16 protein-coding genes are annotated in these 14,577 nt (G+C 64.9%); 8 read left to right on the top strand and 8 right to left on the bottom strand.

What is annotated here, in order from left to right; translation table 11 throughout:
• Positions 1–41: 41 nt before the first annotated feature.
• From ACFWF1_RS30800 to ACFWF1_RS30790, 3 genes are read left to right on the top strand one after another with little or no spacing between them, the layout of a single operon-like run.
• Complete coding sequence (locus ACFWF1_RS30800; RefSeq protein WP_379281385.1) at positions 42–1,169, top strand: phosphotransferase family protein; 1,128 nt, start codon at positions 42–44, stop codon at positions 1,167–1,169.
• Between the two features lie 36 nt (positions 1,170–1,205).
• On the top strand, positions 1,206–2,291 hold the full coding sequence (locus ACFWF1_RS30795; RefSeq protein WP_379281783.1) for a TIGR03857 family LLM class F420-dependent oxidoreductase: 1,086 nt from the start codon (positions 1,206–1,208) through the stop codon (positions 2,289–2,291).
• Entirely contained in the window at positions 2,291–3,289 is a 999-nt protein-coding gene (locus tag ACFWF1_RS30790; RefSeq protein WP_379281386.1) for an endonuclease/exonuclease/phosphatase family protein, read from the top strand. The genes ACFWF1_RS30795 and ACFWF1_RS30790 overlap by 1 nt, the downstream gene beginning before the upstream one ends.
• Here the strand turns inward: ACFWF1_RS30790 and ACFWF1_RS30785 are convergent.
• Positions 3,257–3,613, bottom strand: a complete 357-nt coding sequence (locus ACFWF1_RS30785) for a hypothetical protein (RefSeq protein WP_379281387.1) — start codon at positions 3,611–3,613, stop codon at positions 3,257–3,259. The genes ACFWF1_RS30790 and ACFWF1_RS30785 overlap by 33 nt on opposite strands.
• A 171-nt stretch (positions 3,614–3,784) precedes the next feature.
• On the opposite strand from ACFWF1_RS30785, the gene ACFWF1_RS30780 reads away from it, so the two are divergent.
• Positions 3,785–4,549: an LGFP repeat-containing protein gene (locus ACFWF1_RS30780; RefSeq protein ID WP_379281388.1), complete on the top strand. Its 765-nt coding sequence runs from the start codon at positions 3,785–3,787 to the stop codon at positions 4,547–4,549.
• Positions 4,550–4,695: 146 nt separating this feature from the next.
• A complete protein-coding gene (locus ACFWF1_RS30775) occupies positions 4,696–5,337 on the top strand; it encodes a hypothetical protein (protein WP_379281389.1) in 642 nt (213 codons plus the stop codon).
• A 6-nt stretch (positions 5,338–5,343) separates the two neighbouring features.
• Here ACFWF1_RS30775 and ACFWF1_RS30770 read toward each other — a convergent pair whose 3' ends face one another.
• The gene (locus ACFWF1_RS30770; RefSeq protein WP_379281390.1) at positions 5,344–6,207 is read right to left on the bottom strand and encodes an SGNH/GDSL hydrolase family protein; all 864 of its coding nucleotides are present in this window, start codon (positions 6,205–6,207) and stop codon (positions 5,344–5,346) included.
• Positions 6,208–6,342: 135 nt separating this feature from the next.
• Between ACFWF1_RS30770 and ACFWF1_RS30765 the strand changes: the two genes are divergently transcribed.
• Positions 6,343–6,876, top strand: a complete 534-nt coding sequence (locus ACFWF1_RS30765; RefSeq protein WP_379281391.1) for a QsdR family transcriptional regulator — start codon at positions 6,343–6,345, stop codon at positions 6,874–6,876.
• On the opposite strand, the gene ACFWF1_RS30760 is transcribed toward ACFWF1_RS30765, so the two are convergent.
• Complete coding sequence (locus ACFWF1_RS30760; RefSeq protein ID WP_379281392.1) at positions 6,865–7,527, bottom strand: NAD(P)H-binding protein; 663 nt, start codon at positions 7,525–7,527, stop codon at positions 6,865–6,867. The genes ACFWF1_RS30765 and ACFWF1_RS30760 overlap by 12 nt on opposite strands.
• 107 nt (positions 7,528–7,634) lie before the next feature.
• Positions 7,635–8,618: an Lrp/AsnC family transcriptional regulator gene (locus ACFWF1_RS30755; RefSeq protein ID WP_379281393.1), complete on the bottom strand. Its 984-nt coding sequence runs from the start codon at positions 8,616–8,618 to the stop codon at positions 7,635–7,637.
• A gap of 111 nt (positions 8,619–8,729) precedes the next feature.
• On the opposite strand from ACFWF1_RS30755, the gene ACFWF1_RS30750 reads away from it, so the two are divergent.
• Both ACFWF1_RS30750 and ACFWF1_RS30745 read left to right on the top strand, forming a co-directional pair.
• Entirely contained in the window at positions 8,730–10,184 is a 1,455-nt protein-coding gene (locus tag ACFWF1_RS30750) for an FAD-dependent monooxygenase (protein WP_379281394.1), read from the top strand.
• A 9-nt stretch (positions 10,185–10,193) separates the two neighbouring features.
• Positions 10,194–10,322, top strand: coding sequence for a helix-turn-helix domain-containing protein (locus ACFWF1_RS30745; RefSeq protein WP_379322241.1), 129 nt, complete (start codon positions 10,194–10,196; stop codon positions 10,320–10,322).
• 25 nt (positions 10,323–10,347) lie between these two features.
• Here the strand turns inward: ACFWF1_RS30745 and ACFWF1_RS30740 are convergent, their stop codons facing one another.
• From ACFWF1_RS30740 to ACFWF1_RS30725, 4 genes are read right to left on the bottom strand one after another with little or no spacing between them, the layout of a single operon-like run.
• On the bottom strand, positions 10,348–10,638 hold the full coding sequence (locus ACFWF1_RS30740; RefSeq protein WP_379281395.1) for a hypothetical protein: 291 nt from the start codon (positions 10,636–10,638) through the stop codon (positions 10,348–10,350).
• A 53-nt stretch (positions 10,639–10,691) separates the two neighbouring features.
• A complete protein-coding gene (locus ACFWF1_RS30735; RefSeq protein ID WP_379322239.1) occupies positions 10,692–10,997 on the bottom strand; it encodes a hypothetical protein in 306 nt (101 codons plus the stop codon).
• A 45-nt stretch (positions 10,998–11,042) separates the two neighbouring features.
• On the bottom strand, positions 11,043–11,333 hold the full coding sequence (locus tag ACFWF1_RS30730) for a hypothetical protein (protein WP_379281396.1): 291 nt from the start codon (positions 11,331–11,333) through the stop codon (positions 11,043–11,045).
• Entirely contained in the window at positions 11,330–14,185 is a 2,856-nt protein-coding gene (locus tag ACFWF1_RS30725) for a hypothetical protein (RefSeq protein ID WP_379281397.1), read from the bottom strand. The genes ACFWF1_RS30730 and ACFWF1_RS30725 overlap by 4 nt, the downstream gene beginning before the upstream one ends.
• Between the last annotated feature and the right edge of the window lie 392 nt (positions 14,186–14,577).

Raw genomic sequence — 14,577 nt, 5'->3', positions numbered from 1 at the left:
ATGGTTACCCGCAGCTTTCGCCATCTTGTCAGGAGTGACCCATGTCTCAACCTCGGGCCGAAAACGGCATGCGACTGCAGCGCAGCAGCCGCGACACCAGCACGCTGATCCCGCGCCTGACCGATTGGCTGGCAACACAATTGCCGGTGGACGCCGATCCGAGCGTGGTCCTGCGGACCGGCATCGACAGCAACGGCATGTCGGCGGAGACCCTGGTGCTCAACGCGACCTGGACCGAAGCGGGAGTCGCGCACGCCGCCGACCTGATCGCTCGAATGGTGCCTGCCCCAGGCGATTTCCCCATCCTCGAGCACTACAACCTGCCGGACCAGTTCGACGCCATGCGCATCGTGGCCGAAGCGAGCGAGGTCCCCGTCCCGCGCGCGCGGTTCATCGAACCGACCGGCGCGGTGCTCGGCACGCCCTTCCTGCTGATGGACCGCGTCGACGGGTTGGTGCCGCCCGACGTCATGCCCTACACCTTCGGCGACAACTGGCTCTTCGACGCAAGCCCGGAGCAGCAGCACCGACTGCAGCACAGCACGATCGAGGCACTCGCCGCGCTGCACGCGATCCCGGACGCGCCAACCACTTTCGCCTTTCTCGACCCGAAGCAACCGGGTTCGAGCCCGCTCGAACGGACCCTGAACCGCGCCAAGGGGTGGTACGAGTTCGCCGCCCGCGACAGTGGCAGGTCGCCGCTGGTGGAGCGAATCCTGGTGTGGCTCACCGCAAATCTGCCCGAGACCGGCGAGACCGTGCTGTCGTGGGGCGACGCACGCATCGGCAACTGCATGTACCGGGACTTCACGCCCGTCGCGGTACTCGACTGGGAACTGGCCACGATCGGCCCCCGCGAGCTCGACCTGGCCTGGCTTGTGTTCGCGCACCGCGTCTTTCAAACGATCGCCAACACCTTCGGTCTCCCGGGCATGCCGGACTTCCTGCGCGCGGAGGAGGTGAAGGCGACCTACGCCGAGTGCGCGGGCGTGCTTGTCGGCGACCTCACCTGGTACACGCTCTACGCCGCGCTCAACTACTGCGTCGTCTTCATGCGCGCCGGTGGACGTCAGGTGCACTTCGGCGAGATGGCACGTCCCGACGATATCGAACTGGTCTTTCATCACAAGTCGCTCGTCGAGGAACTGCTCGCCGAAGTCGGCGCCTAGCCCATCGAAAACTACCAGGGGAAAACAACTCTCGTGATCGAGCAACTGAACGAACTGGCCTACTACTGCATCACCCGGCACCCGGCCGACGCGCGGGTCCTCCTCCCGGAGGCGCGCACCGCCGAGGAGCTCGGTCTCGGCTCGTGCATGATCGGCGAACGGATGACCGTCAAGGACTCCGCGGTCCTGTCCGGCGGACTCGCCGGATGCACCACCGATCTGGGGATCGCGGCGGCCGCCACGAATCACCACACCCGGCACCCGATGGTCACGGCGACAATGGGTTCCACGATGCAGGCCATCACCGAGGGCCGATATGCCATGGCGTTCGGTCGCGGCATGGCGGCGAACTGGAAGGCGATCGGGCTGCCTGCCGTCACCGAAGCCCAACTGCGCGATTTCGTCGGCATCCTGCGCCGCCTCTGGGCGGGCGAGACCATCGTCGGTCACGATGGCCCCGCCGGTTCGTGGCCCGTGCTGTATCACCAGAACGGACTGGAGGATTCGCCGCCGATCGGCTTCGTCGCCGTCGGCCCGAAGACACTCGAGCTCGCGGGCGAGATCGGTGACTTCGTCGTCCTGCACACCTTCTTCTCCGACGAGGCCACGGTGAAATCCGTTGCGGCGGTGCGCCGTGGTGCTGAACGGGCGGGCAAGGACCCGGACAGCGTCCGGATCTGGTCGTGCCTGGCGACCGCGAGCGACGCACTCTCCGAAGAGGATCAGCTGCGCAGGCGGACCGGCCGCCTGGTGACCTACCTGCAGGCCTACGCCGACATCCTCATCGCCGCCAACGGCTGGGACCCACAGGTGTGGGAGCGGATCCGCGGCACCCAGCTGTTCCTCGACGCCGCCGCGGCCGGGCCCATCGACGCGTCCGCCTCCGTCGAGGTGCTGGAGCAGTTCGACGCCCTCATCCCGGACGAATGGCTGGCCTCGGCCGCCTACGGCACGCCGGAGCAGTGCGTGCGGAAGATATCGCGCGAGTACGACCTAGGCTGTCACTCCGTGATCATGCATGGCGCGAGCCCGCACGAACTGGCGTCGGTGGTGGCTGCCTACCGAGCCGACCGACCGACGCTGCGCCGGGCAGTGGCGGCGAATCCTGGAAAGTTCGGGTGATGCCCGTGGCACGGGAGATTCGGGTGCTCGCGCTGAATGTGTGGCACAGCGGTAGCAAGGTCGCGGACGGCACTCAGCTGATCGCCGATCTCATCAGCTCGACCGGGGCTTCGATCGTGCTGCTGTCGGAGGCGACCACCGCGACTAACGCTGTCGCGGCCGAATTGGCGCGGCGGGGACGCGAATTCACTACCGTCACCTCGCGCGACACGGGCATTCTGACGGTGTTTCCCGTCGAGGACTCCGCCGATCTGCAGTGGATGGTCAAGGCGCGGTTGAACATTGACGGACAGCGCGTCACCGCCTATTCCGCGCATCTCGAGTTCCGCTGGTACGCCTCCAATTTGCCCCGCGGCTACGGACCCGGGGTCCCCGAGCCGGGTGAATTCGCCGAGTACAACTTCGCGAAGCTGCCCGGCGGCCCGGTGACGGATACCGCTGCGATCCAGCGCGTCAACGCGGCCTCGGGGCGTCCCGACGTCATGAGCACCCTGCTGGCCGACGCGAAAAACGAGATCGCCCAAGGGGCTTCGGTCGTTCTGGGCGGCGACCTGAACGAGCCGTCCGTGCTGGACTGGACGTCCGCCACCGCGAACATGTTCGACCACAACGGCGTCACGGTGCCGTGGGAGTCCACTCGACGCCTGCACGCCGCCGGTTTCGTCGATGCCTACCGATCGATGTATCCCGATCCGGCCACCCACCCCGGCCTCACCTGGCCCTCGGACAATGCCGAAGTAGCTGTCTCCGAGCTCGCTTGGGCGCCCGAGGCCGATGAACGCGACCGCGTCGACTTCGTCTTCACCAACGGTGCCGCCCTGACGCTGGCCACCGTCGGCATCGTCGGTCCCCGCGGGTCCATCGTGCGCGGCACCCGGCAGCAGGAGACCACCGAGGACAATTTCGCCGCCTCGCCACCGCGGTGGTGTAGCGACCACAAAGGGATACTCGCGACGTACCAACTGTCACATCATGGCGAGGCTGACGGCGCCGAGTAACGCCAGGCCGAAGGCGGCCAAGACGGCCAGCGCCAGCGTGCGGATCAAGCCCGGCCCGACGGTACGAGCGATGAAATAGCCGACGACCGCACCGACGACCGCCAGGACAATCCCTTCGCCCTTGATCAGATAGAAGACCGAGGCCAGCGCCGCATTGCCGACCTCCGCGACGCCGCGTGCGTCGTCACCGAACGGGATCGGGAACCGGTAGACGATGCCGACCAGGCCTGCCGCGATCGGCGCGGTCAGTACCGCGGTGATCAAACCCCAGACCGCCACCGCCCACAGCGCGGGTGTGCTCGTCCGACCTTCGTCGATCTCCATGCATGCCCACTTTCTGCTCGCCGTAGCTGAATCGTAGAGTTGCCGATCTTTCGCTGGGCGGTCGACCGTGAGGGCGTTCGGTCCGCGGGCCCGGTGCGGCTGTCGCGACCCTGTCAAAAGCGCTCGGGCGCAAGTAAAATGGCTGGAATACCTGGGGCGCAAGGAGGGGTCATGTCACCCGATCCGCGAAATCCGAAGCACGGTCGACGTCGAGCCGCCCGGGTGGTCCGAGCCGCCACTGTCCTCGCGGTGCTCAGCACCCTCACGCTGACGCCCACTCAGGCCTCCGCGCAGCCGTACCCGATCGGTGGTGCGATCCGGACCGAATACGACGAGGCCGGTGGTTTCGCGTTCTTCGGCAACGCGCTGAACCCGGAGTCCGATGCCGCCCGCGGCGGGCGCTGGCAGGAGTTCGAGAAGAACAGCTCGATCTATTGGCATCCGCTGGTATCCGACGGTCACGCCAATCAGATCGGCGGCGCGATTCGCGCCAAATGGGGCGACCTCGGCTGGGAGAACGGCGCGTTGCGTTATCCGACCAGCCGAGAGCTGCCGACGCGAAAGCCGGGGCGGTTCAACCAGTTCGAGGGCGGCACGATCCACTGGTCGCCGTCGACCGGCGCGCACAACACCTGGGGAGCGATCCGCGACAAGTGGGCCACCCTCTCCTGGGAGGACGGCCGACTCGGATTCCCGGTCACCGATGAGTTCCCCGCCAAGAACAATGGGGCAGGACAGCATTTCGAAGGCGGCTCGATCTACTGGTCGGCCAATACCGGTGCCCGCGTGATATCCGGGGCGATTAGGGACACCTGGGCGAGCCAGAATTGGGAGAACGGCCGCTACGGTTATCCGATCAGCGACGAATACGACTACAACGGCGGCCGCGCCCAAGATTTCCAGGGTGGTCGCATCGAATGGCATCCGCCCCGCTGACCTGGCCGGATCGTTACGCCACCACCTCATCGCAAGGGGCTGGACGGTACCACTGCGGCCCGTGCGGGCGCATTTATGCAGTCTGTGCATATGTCTGTGCGCGGCGGGTACGCGGTACGCAGTTACTTCGACGAATGGAGGCTCTGATGAACGTCGACGACAACGTTTCTGCGGATCGCGGCCCGGCGCTCAGAATTCCGCGCAGCCGAGGAGCGCTCGGCGGGCTCGCGGTGTTCTTGCTCGGCATCTGGGGCGCACTGATTCCGTTCCTCGGGCCGTACTTCGACTTCTCGTTCACGCCCGATGATTCTTGGGTGTGGACCTCGGCGCGTGGCTGGCTCGAGGTACTCCCCGGCGTCGCCGCGATCGTCGGCGGGTTCCTGATGTTGGCGAGCCGCAACCGGCTGGTAGCCGGCTTCGGTGGTTGGCTGGCGGCCGCGGCGGGTGTGTGGTTCATCATCGGGCCGTTCCTGGCGGATCTGCTGAACATCGGCACCCTCGGCGAACCGGTCGCGGCCTCCGACCTGAAACGCGCTGTCCTGCAACTGACCTTCTTCTACGGCCTCGGCGCGCTGATCCTCTTCTTCGCCGCGACCTCACTGGGCCGGTTGTCGGTCCGTACCGCACGCGATATCGCCTTCGCGCGACGTGAGGTCGATGCCAAGACTGTTCGGACGGACAGGCGCGGTCCCGTAGTCGCCGGACCGGAACCGGTTACCACCACCGGGCCCACCTTCGGCACCCAGCCACAACTGAACAAGCCGGGACTGGGCGGCGGCCACGCCTGATCCGGGCTACCGGCGCAGCTCGGCGATAACCTGACGGGCTTGGTCCCGTGCGCCGAGCGCGTTCGGGTGCAGGGGCGCGGCCAGGTCGGTGGGGATGGGTCCTTCGACCCACTTCGTGCCTGGTGCCTGGCACATGTCGTGGCCGATGCTGCTGGTGTAGGTGTCCACATAGGTGGCGCTGTGCTGGGTCGCCTGCTCGCGCAGGACTTGGTTGAGCAGTGTGATTTTGTCGCGCAGGAAGGGCACGTCGCCGTCGGAGATCGGGACGATCGGCCAGCAGCCGTCCCCGGTCTCGGGCATGACCACCGGGTAACTGACGAGCAGTACCTTGGCTTTCGGCGATCGCTGGTGGATGCCGTCCAGTGCCGCACCTATTTTGGGGCCGACCGCGCGGACTTGCTCGGCCAATGTGTCGGTGCCGTCTGCTGTGTAGAAGTCTTTGCACGGAGAGCCGTGCGGAACCGCAGCGTCGCGCACCCCGCAGTTGAACACGATGTCGAAGGCCGGTACGTCGTTACCGCCGATGCCGAGGGTGACCAGTGCGGTATCCCGCCGCAACGCGTCGAACTGCGGCGGATTGGCGGTGAGCACCTGGGGGTTGGTCAAGGCTTTGGTGGTCGCGCCGGCACAACTGGCATCGGTGAACGACCTGGGTCCGATCGCATCGGCGACCTGGCGCGGGTAGTTGTCGGCGGACCTGGCGCAGCGAGGGACGACGTACGGCAGGAACGATCCTGACGTGTAGGAATCGCCGAGCGAAACGTAGGACGGGTACGCGGTTGCCTCCGGCGCGGCCGAGACTGCCGGAGCGGCAACGGTTCCCGCGACAAGAGCCGTCAGGATGGCGATAAATGCTGGTCGCTTGGACATCGAAATCTCCTGTGGAATTCAAGAGCGAAGTGCCATGGCTCGTGCGGTCGGCCAGGCTGGGACACCCATTCAATGGTGTCCCATGTCACACTAGAATCGATGCAGCCCGCGCCACCAGTTTCCCCAGTTCCCCAGTTGACCTCGGTCGATACCGTGCTGCGCGCCGCGGTGGAGATGTTCCTGCGCGACGGCTGGATCGACGCGCGGGCGCTGGCCGCGACCGCCGGTATCGGCCGCTCGACGCTGTACCGGCGCTACGGGGACCGCACACGCATTCTCGGCGAAGTCATTTGGGTGATCGCCACCGCCGGGTTCGAGGACATCCGTCGGGAGTGCGGTGGACGGGGCGCTGCCAGTGTCGCCGAGATCGTCCGGCGCTGCCTGCACCTATCCGCCGGTTACCCGGCCATGCGCACCTTCGTCGCACAGCACACCGACACCGCGCTGCAGGTCCTGACCTCCCGCGACGGGGTCATCCAGCGACGGTTCGTGGCCAGCATCGCGCAACTGATCCGCGAGGAGGTCGGCGAACCGGACGATATCGACGCGCACACCCTCGCTTACGCGATCGTCCGGATCGGCGAATCCTTCTACTTCCGTGAACTCATCACCGGCGAACCCGACGACATCGACGCCGCGGCGGCCGTCATCCGCCGACTACTCAAATAGGTTCCGGATATTCGCGCGGACCGCCTTGTCGATCGGTGTCGAGCCCGAGTTCAGTTCGAGGATTTGCCGGCCGATGCACGGCTCGTGCAGTAGTTCGGCGAGCGTGGCGGCCACGTCGTCGCGAGTGATCTCGCCGTGGAACTCGGCGGGGCCGAGAGATACGTTGCCTGTTCCCGGACCGTCGAAAAGTAAAGCGGGACGCAGGATCAGCCAATTCAGTTCGCTGCGGCTGAGCGCGATGTCGGCCTCCTTCTTGACGGTGAAGTAGTACTCGACCTCCTCGCCGTTGTCGCGTTCCCGCCATGATTCGGGGAGCACCGAGACCAGGGCGAAACGCTCGATACCGGCGCGGCGGGCGGCGTTGATGGCTTTCGCCACCCCGTCGCCGTCGATCGCCTTCGTGACTTCCCTTGTGCCGCCGTTGGATCCGGCGCTGTAGACGATCACGTCGGCCGTACCGAACGCTGCCGCCAGTTCCTCCTCGCTCAGGGCTGCCAGATCGCCGACTTGTGCGGTGATGCCCTGTGTTTCGAGTTCGGCCCGCTGCTCATCCCGGCGCACCAGCCCGTTGACCGTGTCGCCGCGCGACCGCAGTTGCTGCGCGAGCAGACCACCGATACCGCCGGTGATGCCGATGATGAAAACGTCCATCGTGAAAGCTCCTTCAGTCCGGTGGGCCATATCTCAGGTTTCAACGGCGCGGGTTCCCGGGAGAATTCCCACAGAGTTTCGGCGACGAGCAGTGGAATCGCTTCCGGCTAAGCCGGATTCGTCGCCTTTTTCACGGTCCTGATCACCGGTGCCGTCTCGATGTGGGTGATGGCGGGCAGGGCGGCCACCCGGGTGGTCAGATAGCGATACAGCGCCCGCTGATCGGCGCATACCGCGGTCGCGTACAGGTTCGTCGGCCCGGTTGTGGCTGCGGCGAAAGCGATTTCGGGATGCTGGGCCAGTGCCGCGCCGGCCTGCGCCAAATGCGCGGGGGAGACCGAGATCCACAGCAGAGTGCGGACGCCGAGACCGACTCGGTGCAAGTCGATGTCGATATCCAGGTAGAGCACTCGGTGTTCGCGCAGTTCGGTCATCCGCCGCCGGACGGTGGTCGGCGACCAGCCGGTCACCGCGGCCAACTGCTCGACACTGGTCCGCCCGTCGTCGGCCAGGGCGGCGAGGAGTTTGCGGTCGCCGTCGTCGAGTTGGACCGGGCCCGGCCGATACGGCACCGGAGGTGTGCGCAGCCGCGCGGCCTCGTCCTCGTGCAGCGCACCGAGTTTGGCGATCAGGTTGTCCGAGTTGCCGTAGAAGACGTGTAACACCGAGTGGGCGGTCACCCCTTCCACCTTGGAGGTGCGCGGGAGTTTGTCCAATAACAGTGTCTCGCTGTCGGTTTCGTTCTCTGTGCGGACCGCGCAGCTGATCTCGGTGCCACCGGAGTGCAGGGTCACCCACGCGGTGTCCGATCGCCGGGCCAGCGCCTCGGCGACCGGGACGGCCGCGGCGGGTGCGCAGCGCACTCGCAGGAACCAGGTCGTGCCGCCCAGTGCGGCCGGGTCGACGCCGCCGATCACTCGAACCACCCCGGCCGACCGCAACCTGGCGTAGCGGCGGGCGATCGTGCGATCCGATACGCCGAGAACCTCGGCGATGACGCTGAACGCGGCCCGGCCATCGATCTGCAAAGCGTGTAGGAGACGACGATCCAGTTCATCGATGACGAATTCCACCGCGACGACGGTAGTCATTGTCGGATATCGACACAATGGGCCCGGTCACTGGCTCGGCGATGCTGGCGGGCGCATCGTTGCCGTGTCCCGGTCGATACTACCGAATCCATTGCGACACAAGGAGAACCCATGAACACCGAGGTGCTCATCGTCGGCGCCGGGCCGACCGGCCTGACGTTGGCCAACGAACTACTGGTGGCGGGCGTTTCGACCACGTTGGTCGACAAGCTGGCCCGGCGCAGTCAGATCTCCAAGGCGGGCGGTGTGCAAACCCGCGTTCAGGAGGCTTTCGACCAGCGCGGTCTGTTGGAACCGTTGCTGGCCAGCGGAAATCACCAGACCAGCACCGCGCACTTCGCCGGTATCCCGCTGCTGCTCACCCGCGGGCGGCATCGCCTGCCGTGGCGGACCATCCCGCAGGTGGTGATCGAAGGCTTCCTCGAACAGCACCTTGCCGCACATGACATCCACGTTCGACGCGACCACGAATTGATCGGCCTCACCCAGCACGACCACGGTGTCACCGCGACCTTCGCCAACGACGTCACCATCGAGGCAGAATACGTTGTCGCCGCCGACGGCGCGCACAGCACGGTGCGGTCCCTGCTCGGCGCCGAATTCCCTGGGCGAGTGGGGAAGTCGACCGCGATCGCCGCCGACGTCCGGCTCGACGGCGACGCCCCAATGCTGACCCGCACCTGGAGCGAGGACGGATACTCGGCGCAAATCTTCTCGCTGGGCACCGACCCGGAAGGCAGGCCACTGCACCGGCTGGCCCTAGGCGGGCCGGACCGGACCCTATCCAGGGATGTTCCCGTCACCGAGAACGAAATCCGCGACGGCCTGCGCTGCGTATTCGGCGACCGGGTGCGCCTACTCGAACTGCGCTACGCCCGCCGCATCACCAACGTGTCCCGCCAAGCCGCCCAGTACCGGCACGGGCGCGCATTCCTGGCCGGCGACGCCGCCCACGTCCACCTCCCGATCGGTGCGCAAGGCATGAACACCGGAATCGGAGACGCGGTCAACCTCGGCTGGAAACTCGCTGCCGCCGTGCACAATTGGGCTCCCGAACAGCTACTCGACACTTACCACGCCGAACGACACCCGGTCGCAGCCGCAGTACTGCGCAACGTCCAGGCACAGAGCCTGCTGATGGATTGGGAAGGCAAACACGACCCGGATGTGCTCGCCGCCAAGGACTTGTTCACATCACTGACCCAACTGCCCGAGGTCCAGTTCCACCTCGACAACATGCTCTCCGGAATAGGCATCCGCTACGCCATGCCCGGCAGCACCAACCGACCACTCGTCGGTCTCCCCGCTCCAGACCGGAAGATCGGCCCGACCCGTCTGCACGAGCTGCTACGTTCCGGCCGCGGCCTCCTGCTCGACCCGTCCGACAAACTCACCGAACTCGCTGCGCCCTGGTCAGATCGGGTAGACCGTGCAAGTCTGGGCGCCGACACCGAACCGATGCTCATCCGCCCCGACGGCTACGTCTGCTGGACTGCAGGCGATGACCACAGCACTGACGGATTGACCCCGGCTCTGACCTCCTGGTTCGGTATGCCTCACGGATGAACCGCTGAGCTGCTGCGCCACACCGGCCTGACCGTCGGCCACGTGGCGCTGCGCTGCGGTTTCGCCAGTCCAGGCGCCCTATCAACTGCCTTCTCGAAGCACACCGGAACTCGTCCACCGGTGTATCGCAGTTCTTGACCGGCGCTCTGTGCCGCTGCGGCTTTCACCCGCTTGATTGCGGACTCTCGTCACGCAACACCATGTAGCTCGAGGTCCTCGCCCGCAGCAATGCCCGCATATAGGCGGGCCCGTCATCATCAGGCCAGACGGTTCGGCGCTCACCCACGAGCTCCACACCGTCTTCGTACAGCCACTGGGCGGCGTAGGGCTGTTCCTTGTTGAGAATAATCAGCTCTACTCGGCCGTTGGCCGACAGACGGAACTCTGCGATCGGCCGATCTTCTGTGTTGCCCAAGTTGTACATGGCCACCACAGTCGGTGTGTACTCGGTCATCCCGTGTCATCTTTCTGATCATCATCGCACTGTTTACTGCCTCCTTGACCGACTTACTGCCCGTCGGCGGCCTTCATGCCTGGTTGGGGACTCTCGTCACACAGCTGTATATAACTTGAGCGTGATGGCAGTAGCAATGCGCGCATAAAGGCGGGCCCGTCGTCGGGTAGTACATAGCGGTGCTCCGCGAAGATCTCCACGCCCTCCTCGTATAGCCATCGGGCGACATTGGACTGTTCTTTATCAAGGATGACCAGTTCTGATCGGCCATCGACTGACAGGCGGAATTCTGCTATCGGCCGAAGTTCTCTGTGGCTCAGGTTGTACATAGCCACTACGGTCGGTGTGTACTCGGTCATTCCGTGTCATCTTTCTATTGCAGTTCCTGACCGCCACCGCAGCTTTCATTCGCCCGATTGCGGACTCTTGTCGTGTAATTGGATGTAGCTTGAGCTCGACGACGGCAGCAGCAATGCGCGCATAAAAGCGGGCCCTTCGTCTGGCAGCACGTACCGTCGCTCTGCGAATATCTCTACGCCCTCCTCGTACAGCATCTGAGGAGCGTAGGCCTGTTCCTGGTTCAGGATGATCAGTTCTGCCCGACCATCGGCCGACAGGCGGTATTCTGCTATTGGCAGATTTTCTCTGTTGCCCAAGTTGTACATGGCCACTACGGTCGGTGTGTACTCCGTCATTTCGTGTCGTCTTTCTGATCATCGTTGGGGCGGAACGGTTGACGTGGCAGGAGGCTCCGGTCGATCGGATTCTTCGGCGGAGAAACCGAGCCGGTAGCAGGTGGGGCAGCCGGTGGAATCTTCCCCGGATTGATGATACCGGGCCATGCGTCTCCGGTGATCCGGCCATGTGTACGAATCTCGGCCAACCGCGCGAGCACGCCATCGATCGATGCTGCGGGTAAACCCGTGTCTTTCAATGCTATTCGGAGATGCTGCGTATCGACAGCGCGCACCTTCGCCATCATCTCCGGACTAAGGTTGACACCCACAAAGTTATAGACAAAGTCTGACCGGATGCCTGCGATCGGATCAGGAGTAAACGGAAATGAGTGGCCGTGATCAATGGCAATAAGATTTCCGTTGGGATCGGTAAGGAAGTTCTTGTAGTGACGATCCGCATTGCCTATCACGTAGTCGAAAACCGCCATTCGCTCTCGCTGGGATCGTGGATACCTGACGTATGGCAGCGAGGCAATGCTTTCCATCCAAAGCTGATTTGAACCGGTCCCGCGAGGGCCCGCAATCAGCCCGGTGGGCGGTACGAGCCCGAAGTCCAATATCTCGTCGATGCGTGCTGCCAAGACCTCGTTATAGCCCATTGGCACCGGAGTTCCGATACGGCCCGCGAGAGATTCCCCGAAGATCGGTTTGTAGATACTGGACGAGCCGATATCCAGGGTGACTGTGAAGGCGAGGTTTGTGTTGCTTCCGGCGACGGGCTCTGGACTACCTACTATCTTGCTATTGTTCATAGCCTGCTCGGCCTGACTTGGCTGATACTCGCCGCCAGCGAAACCCGGGTTCCGGTCGAGGGCGGAAGTCGGTTGGGTTATGCCAGGCTGTGGCAGGTGCGAAGCCCCGCCCGGAATAGTCGCCGCAGGCGTAGCCTCCGACTCGGCAGTGGAAGTCCCAGTCAGGCTTGGATTCCGTGGCGGTGCGGTAGTTATTTCGGCCTCTGCCGTAGCGTCCGATTCGGCTCGTCCCGTCGCTGTTCTCGAGGCGGATGAACCTATACCAGCGTTCTCCGGACTTGGCAGGCCGCGTCGCGCCTCCGGCGTGCTGGCCTCCGGCCCAGCCGTTGCCCCGATGCCTGTCGTCGATTCCGCTGCGCGACTCGTTCCGGCAGCAGTCTGTGTCCCGCTTTCAGTGACGGTCGCGCCTTTGACGACTCGGACACCTGATGCGACCCCATCGACAACGAACTCGCCGGCTCGGAAGACCATCCTCGTGATACCGCCGTAGGGCACAGGCAGAACCGAGAAGATTATGCCCTCGGCGGCGAGGTCGACGTTCGCGGTTCCTGGGTCCAGATAGTTCGGGTCTCGCGGGACTTTCGTCGCGTGCTGGTCGTAGGTGTAGTACTCGACTGGGACGCCGTTCTGGTAGTTGGTGCCGCGCACCATCGGGTCGGTGCGGAGTTTTACGCCGGTTGCGGGGGACCAGTCGCCGCGTGGCCAGTCGTCGACGGCTTCGGTGCTGAGCAGTTTTCCTTCGATGAAGGTTGCGTAGACCCGGCGCATTGTGCGGCCCTTGTCATCGATGAGATCCCATTGCTGATACAGCAACCCGTTGGGGTTGGGGCCCAGCTCGCCGCCGATGCCCTGCCACTTCCAGCCGGTGAACGGATCCGCGTTGACGGCGGGCTTTCCGTGCTTCGGTAGCTCCGACGGATCTGTCGGGAACATTCCCGCTTCTGGATTGATGTTTTGGTGGGATACGACGTCGACCAGCGGTTCCATCCCCGGGATCTGCGTGATGATCGTGCGGGTGGTGGACCGGCCGTCCTCGGTCGTGGTTGTGTCGTTGAGGCGGACGATCCCGCCGGGCAGTACCTGTACCTGGCCGGGCGCGGGCAGTGGAGTGATCGTCATGGCCGTGATTCCCCCTCCGACACCCTGCAACTCGGTGGGCGGGGATGTTCCGTCGAGATTGTAAAGCTGCTGCAGCCCAAGCTTTTCGAGTTTCGCGCGCAGGGCGGGATCGATCTGCGGTTGATCCGGTACCGGGCGGCCGGGCGGCGGCGACTGGGGGTCGGGCTTTCGCTCGAAGGTGATCTGGCCGCCGACTGTCTGATCGATTACGGCCCGTTGTGCCGGTGGCAGATCGTTGTAGGCCTGCTGGGCGGCCGGTGACGCGGGCGCCGGAGGTGGCGTCGGGGTTCGGCGGGTGCCATCGAGGTTGTAGAACTGCTGCAGCACCGGATTCAGGCGGACCGCGCGGGGGTCGAACGTGGGCGGCAGTTCCGCCTGGGGCGTGGCGGGGTCGGTAGGTGTATCGCGGGCAGGCTGGGCTGGCCCCGGGGCAGTCGGTGTCGTTTGCTGCGGAGCAGGTGGCGTACTCGGTTTGGGTGAATCCTTTGTCGGCGCAGGCGGATTCGTTTGAGACGGTGCCGGCGTCGGCTGCATCTGGGCACGCTGATCCCAGTATCGCTGGTTCTCCTCGACGCGAGCCTGGTTCTGTTGCGCGCGTTCCTGTTCGTTGGCGGGTGGGGGCGCGCCCAGTCCGGTTTCGAAGCTGACCGGCTTGATGACCGGCGCGGCATCCGGGACGATTCGGGGGATCGGATCCGGAACCTGTGCAGCGTCGAACGACGGTGTGGAATCGGTTGTCTGCAAGAGAGATTGGGCTTGTTCGGTCAGGCCGCGGCGGGCCTCGATCCGCTCGATCATCCGCGCGGCCGAGCGTGGATTCATGCGATGGAAGGTGTATGTGTTGCCGCCTGCACCATCGGACCTGTCATCGACCGCTGGGCTGGTCAACCGGCCGGGAATGAAGGGCGGGATGGGCGAATCCGCGCCAGAATTGGTCATCTCGTTGCACCTCAGGGGATTTGGAACACGGCCGAACCAGGTCGAACCGGTGTGCGTTGCGGGAATGCGGGGCTGTGCGCTCGGCGCTACGGTGTCCGCCTGATGGCTGTCGTGTCCGTGAACGAACAAAGCCCCGATCCCCGAAGAACGGGATCAGGGCTGCACATCGACAATTGTCGAAACGGATTTGGGGAGAGAAAGATTCGCCACAAGGAGGGGAGGGCACAGCGATGCTGCTGCATCCATCGTCACCTAACGTTGTTGACCTTGTCAACAGGTCCGGCCACAACTGGGCAGATTCGTCCGGTCACCGGAGGACTTTGTGGCCGTCGCCACGGTGACCTTTCCTGCCGACAACGGTTCGGGGCAAAGTCGGCAGTTTGCGTCTAAAT

The sequence above is a fragment of the Nocardia sp. NPDC060255 genome (assembly GCF_042727395.1).
Classification (GTDB): Bacteria; Actinomycetota; Actinomycetes; order Mycobacteriales; family Mycobacteriaceae; genus Nocardia.
The sequence above is the reverse complement of the archived record's forward strand: the minus strand, read 5'-3'. Positions and strand labels throughout refer to the sequence as shown.

Excerpts from the sequence above, each read along its gene's own strand:
- ACFWF1_RS30800 (WP_379281385.1), top strand. The coding sequence starts at position 42 with ATGTCTCAACCTCGGGCCGAAAACGGCATGCGACTGCAGCGCAGCAGC.
- ACFWF1_RS30790 (WP_379281386.1), top strand. The coding sequence starts at position 2,291 with ATGCCCGTGGCACGGGAGATTCGGGTGCTCGCGCTGAATGTGTGGCAC.
- ACFWF1_RS30750 (WP_379281394.1), top strand. The coding sequence starts at position 8,730 with ATGAACACCGAGGTGCTCATCGTCGGCGCCGGGCCGACCGGCCTGACG.
- ACFWF1_RS30740 (WP_379281395.1), bottom strand. The coding sequence starts at position 10,638 with ATGACCGAGTACACACCGACTGTGGTGGCCATGTACAACTTGGGCAAC.
- ACFWF1_RS30735 (WP_379322239.1), bottom strand. The coding sequence starts at position 10,997 with ATGACCGAGTACACACCGACCGTAGTGGCTATGTACAACCTGAGCCAC.
- ACFWF1_RS30785 (WP_379281387.1), bottom strand. The coding sequence starts at position 3,613 with ATGGAGATCGACGAAGGTCGGACGAGCACACCCGCGCTGTGGGCGGTG.
- ACFWF1_RS30755 (WP_379281393.1), bottom strand. The coding sequence starts at position 8,618 with ATGACTACCGTCGTCGCGGTGGAATTCGTCATCGATGAACTGGATCGT.
- ACFWF1_RS30775 (WP_379281389.1), top strand. The coding sequence starts at position 4,696 with ATGAACGTCGACGACAACGTTTCTGCGGATCGCGGCCCGGCGCTCAGA.
- ACFWF1_RS30725 (WP_379281397.1), bottom strand. The coding sequence starts at position 14,185 with ATGACCAATTCTGGCGCGGATTCGCCCATCCCGCCCTTCATTCCCGGC.
- ACFWF1_RS30780 (WP_379281388.1), top strand. The coding sequence starts at position 3,785 with ATGTCACCCGATCCGCGAAATCCGAAGCACGGTCGACGTCGAGCCGCC.
- ACFWF1_RS30770 (WP_379281390.1), bottom strand. The coding sequence starts at position 6,207 with ATGTCCAAGCGACCAGCATTTATCGCCATCCTGACGGCTCTTGTCGCG.
- ACFWF1_RS30760 (WP_379281392.1), bottom strand. The coding sequence starts at position 7,527 with ATGGACGTTTTCATCATCGGCATCACCGGCGGTATCGGTGGTCTGCTC.
- ACFWF1_RS30730 (WP_379281396.1), bottom strand. The coding sequence starts at position 11,333 with ATGACGGAGTACACACCGACCGTAGTGGCCATGTACAACTTGGGCAAC.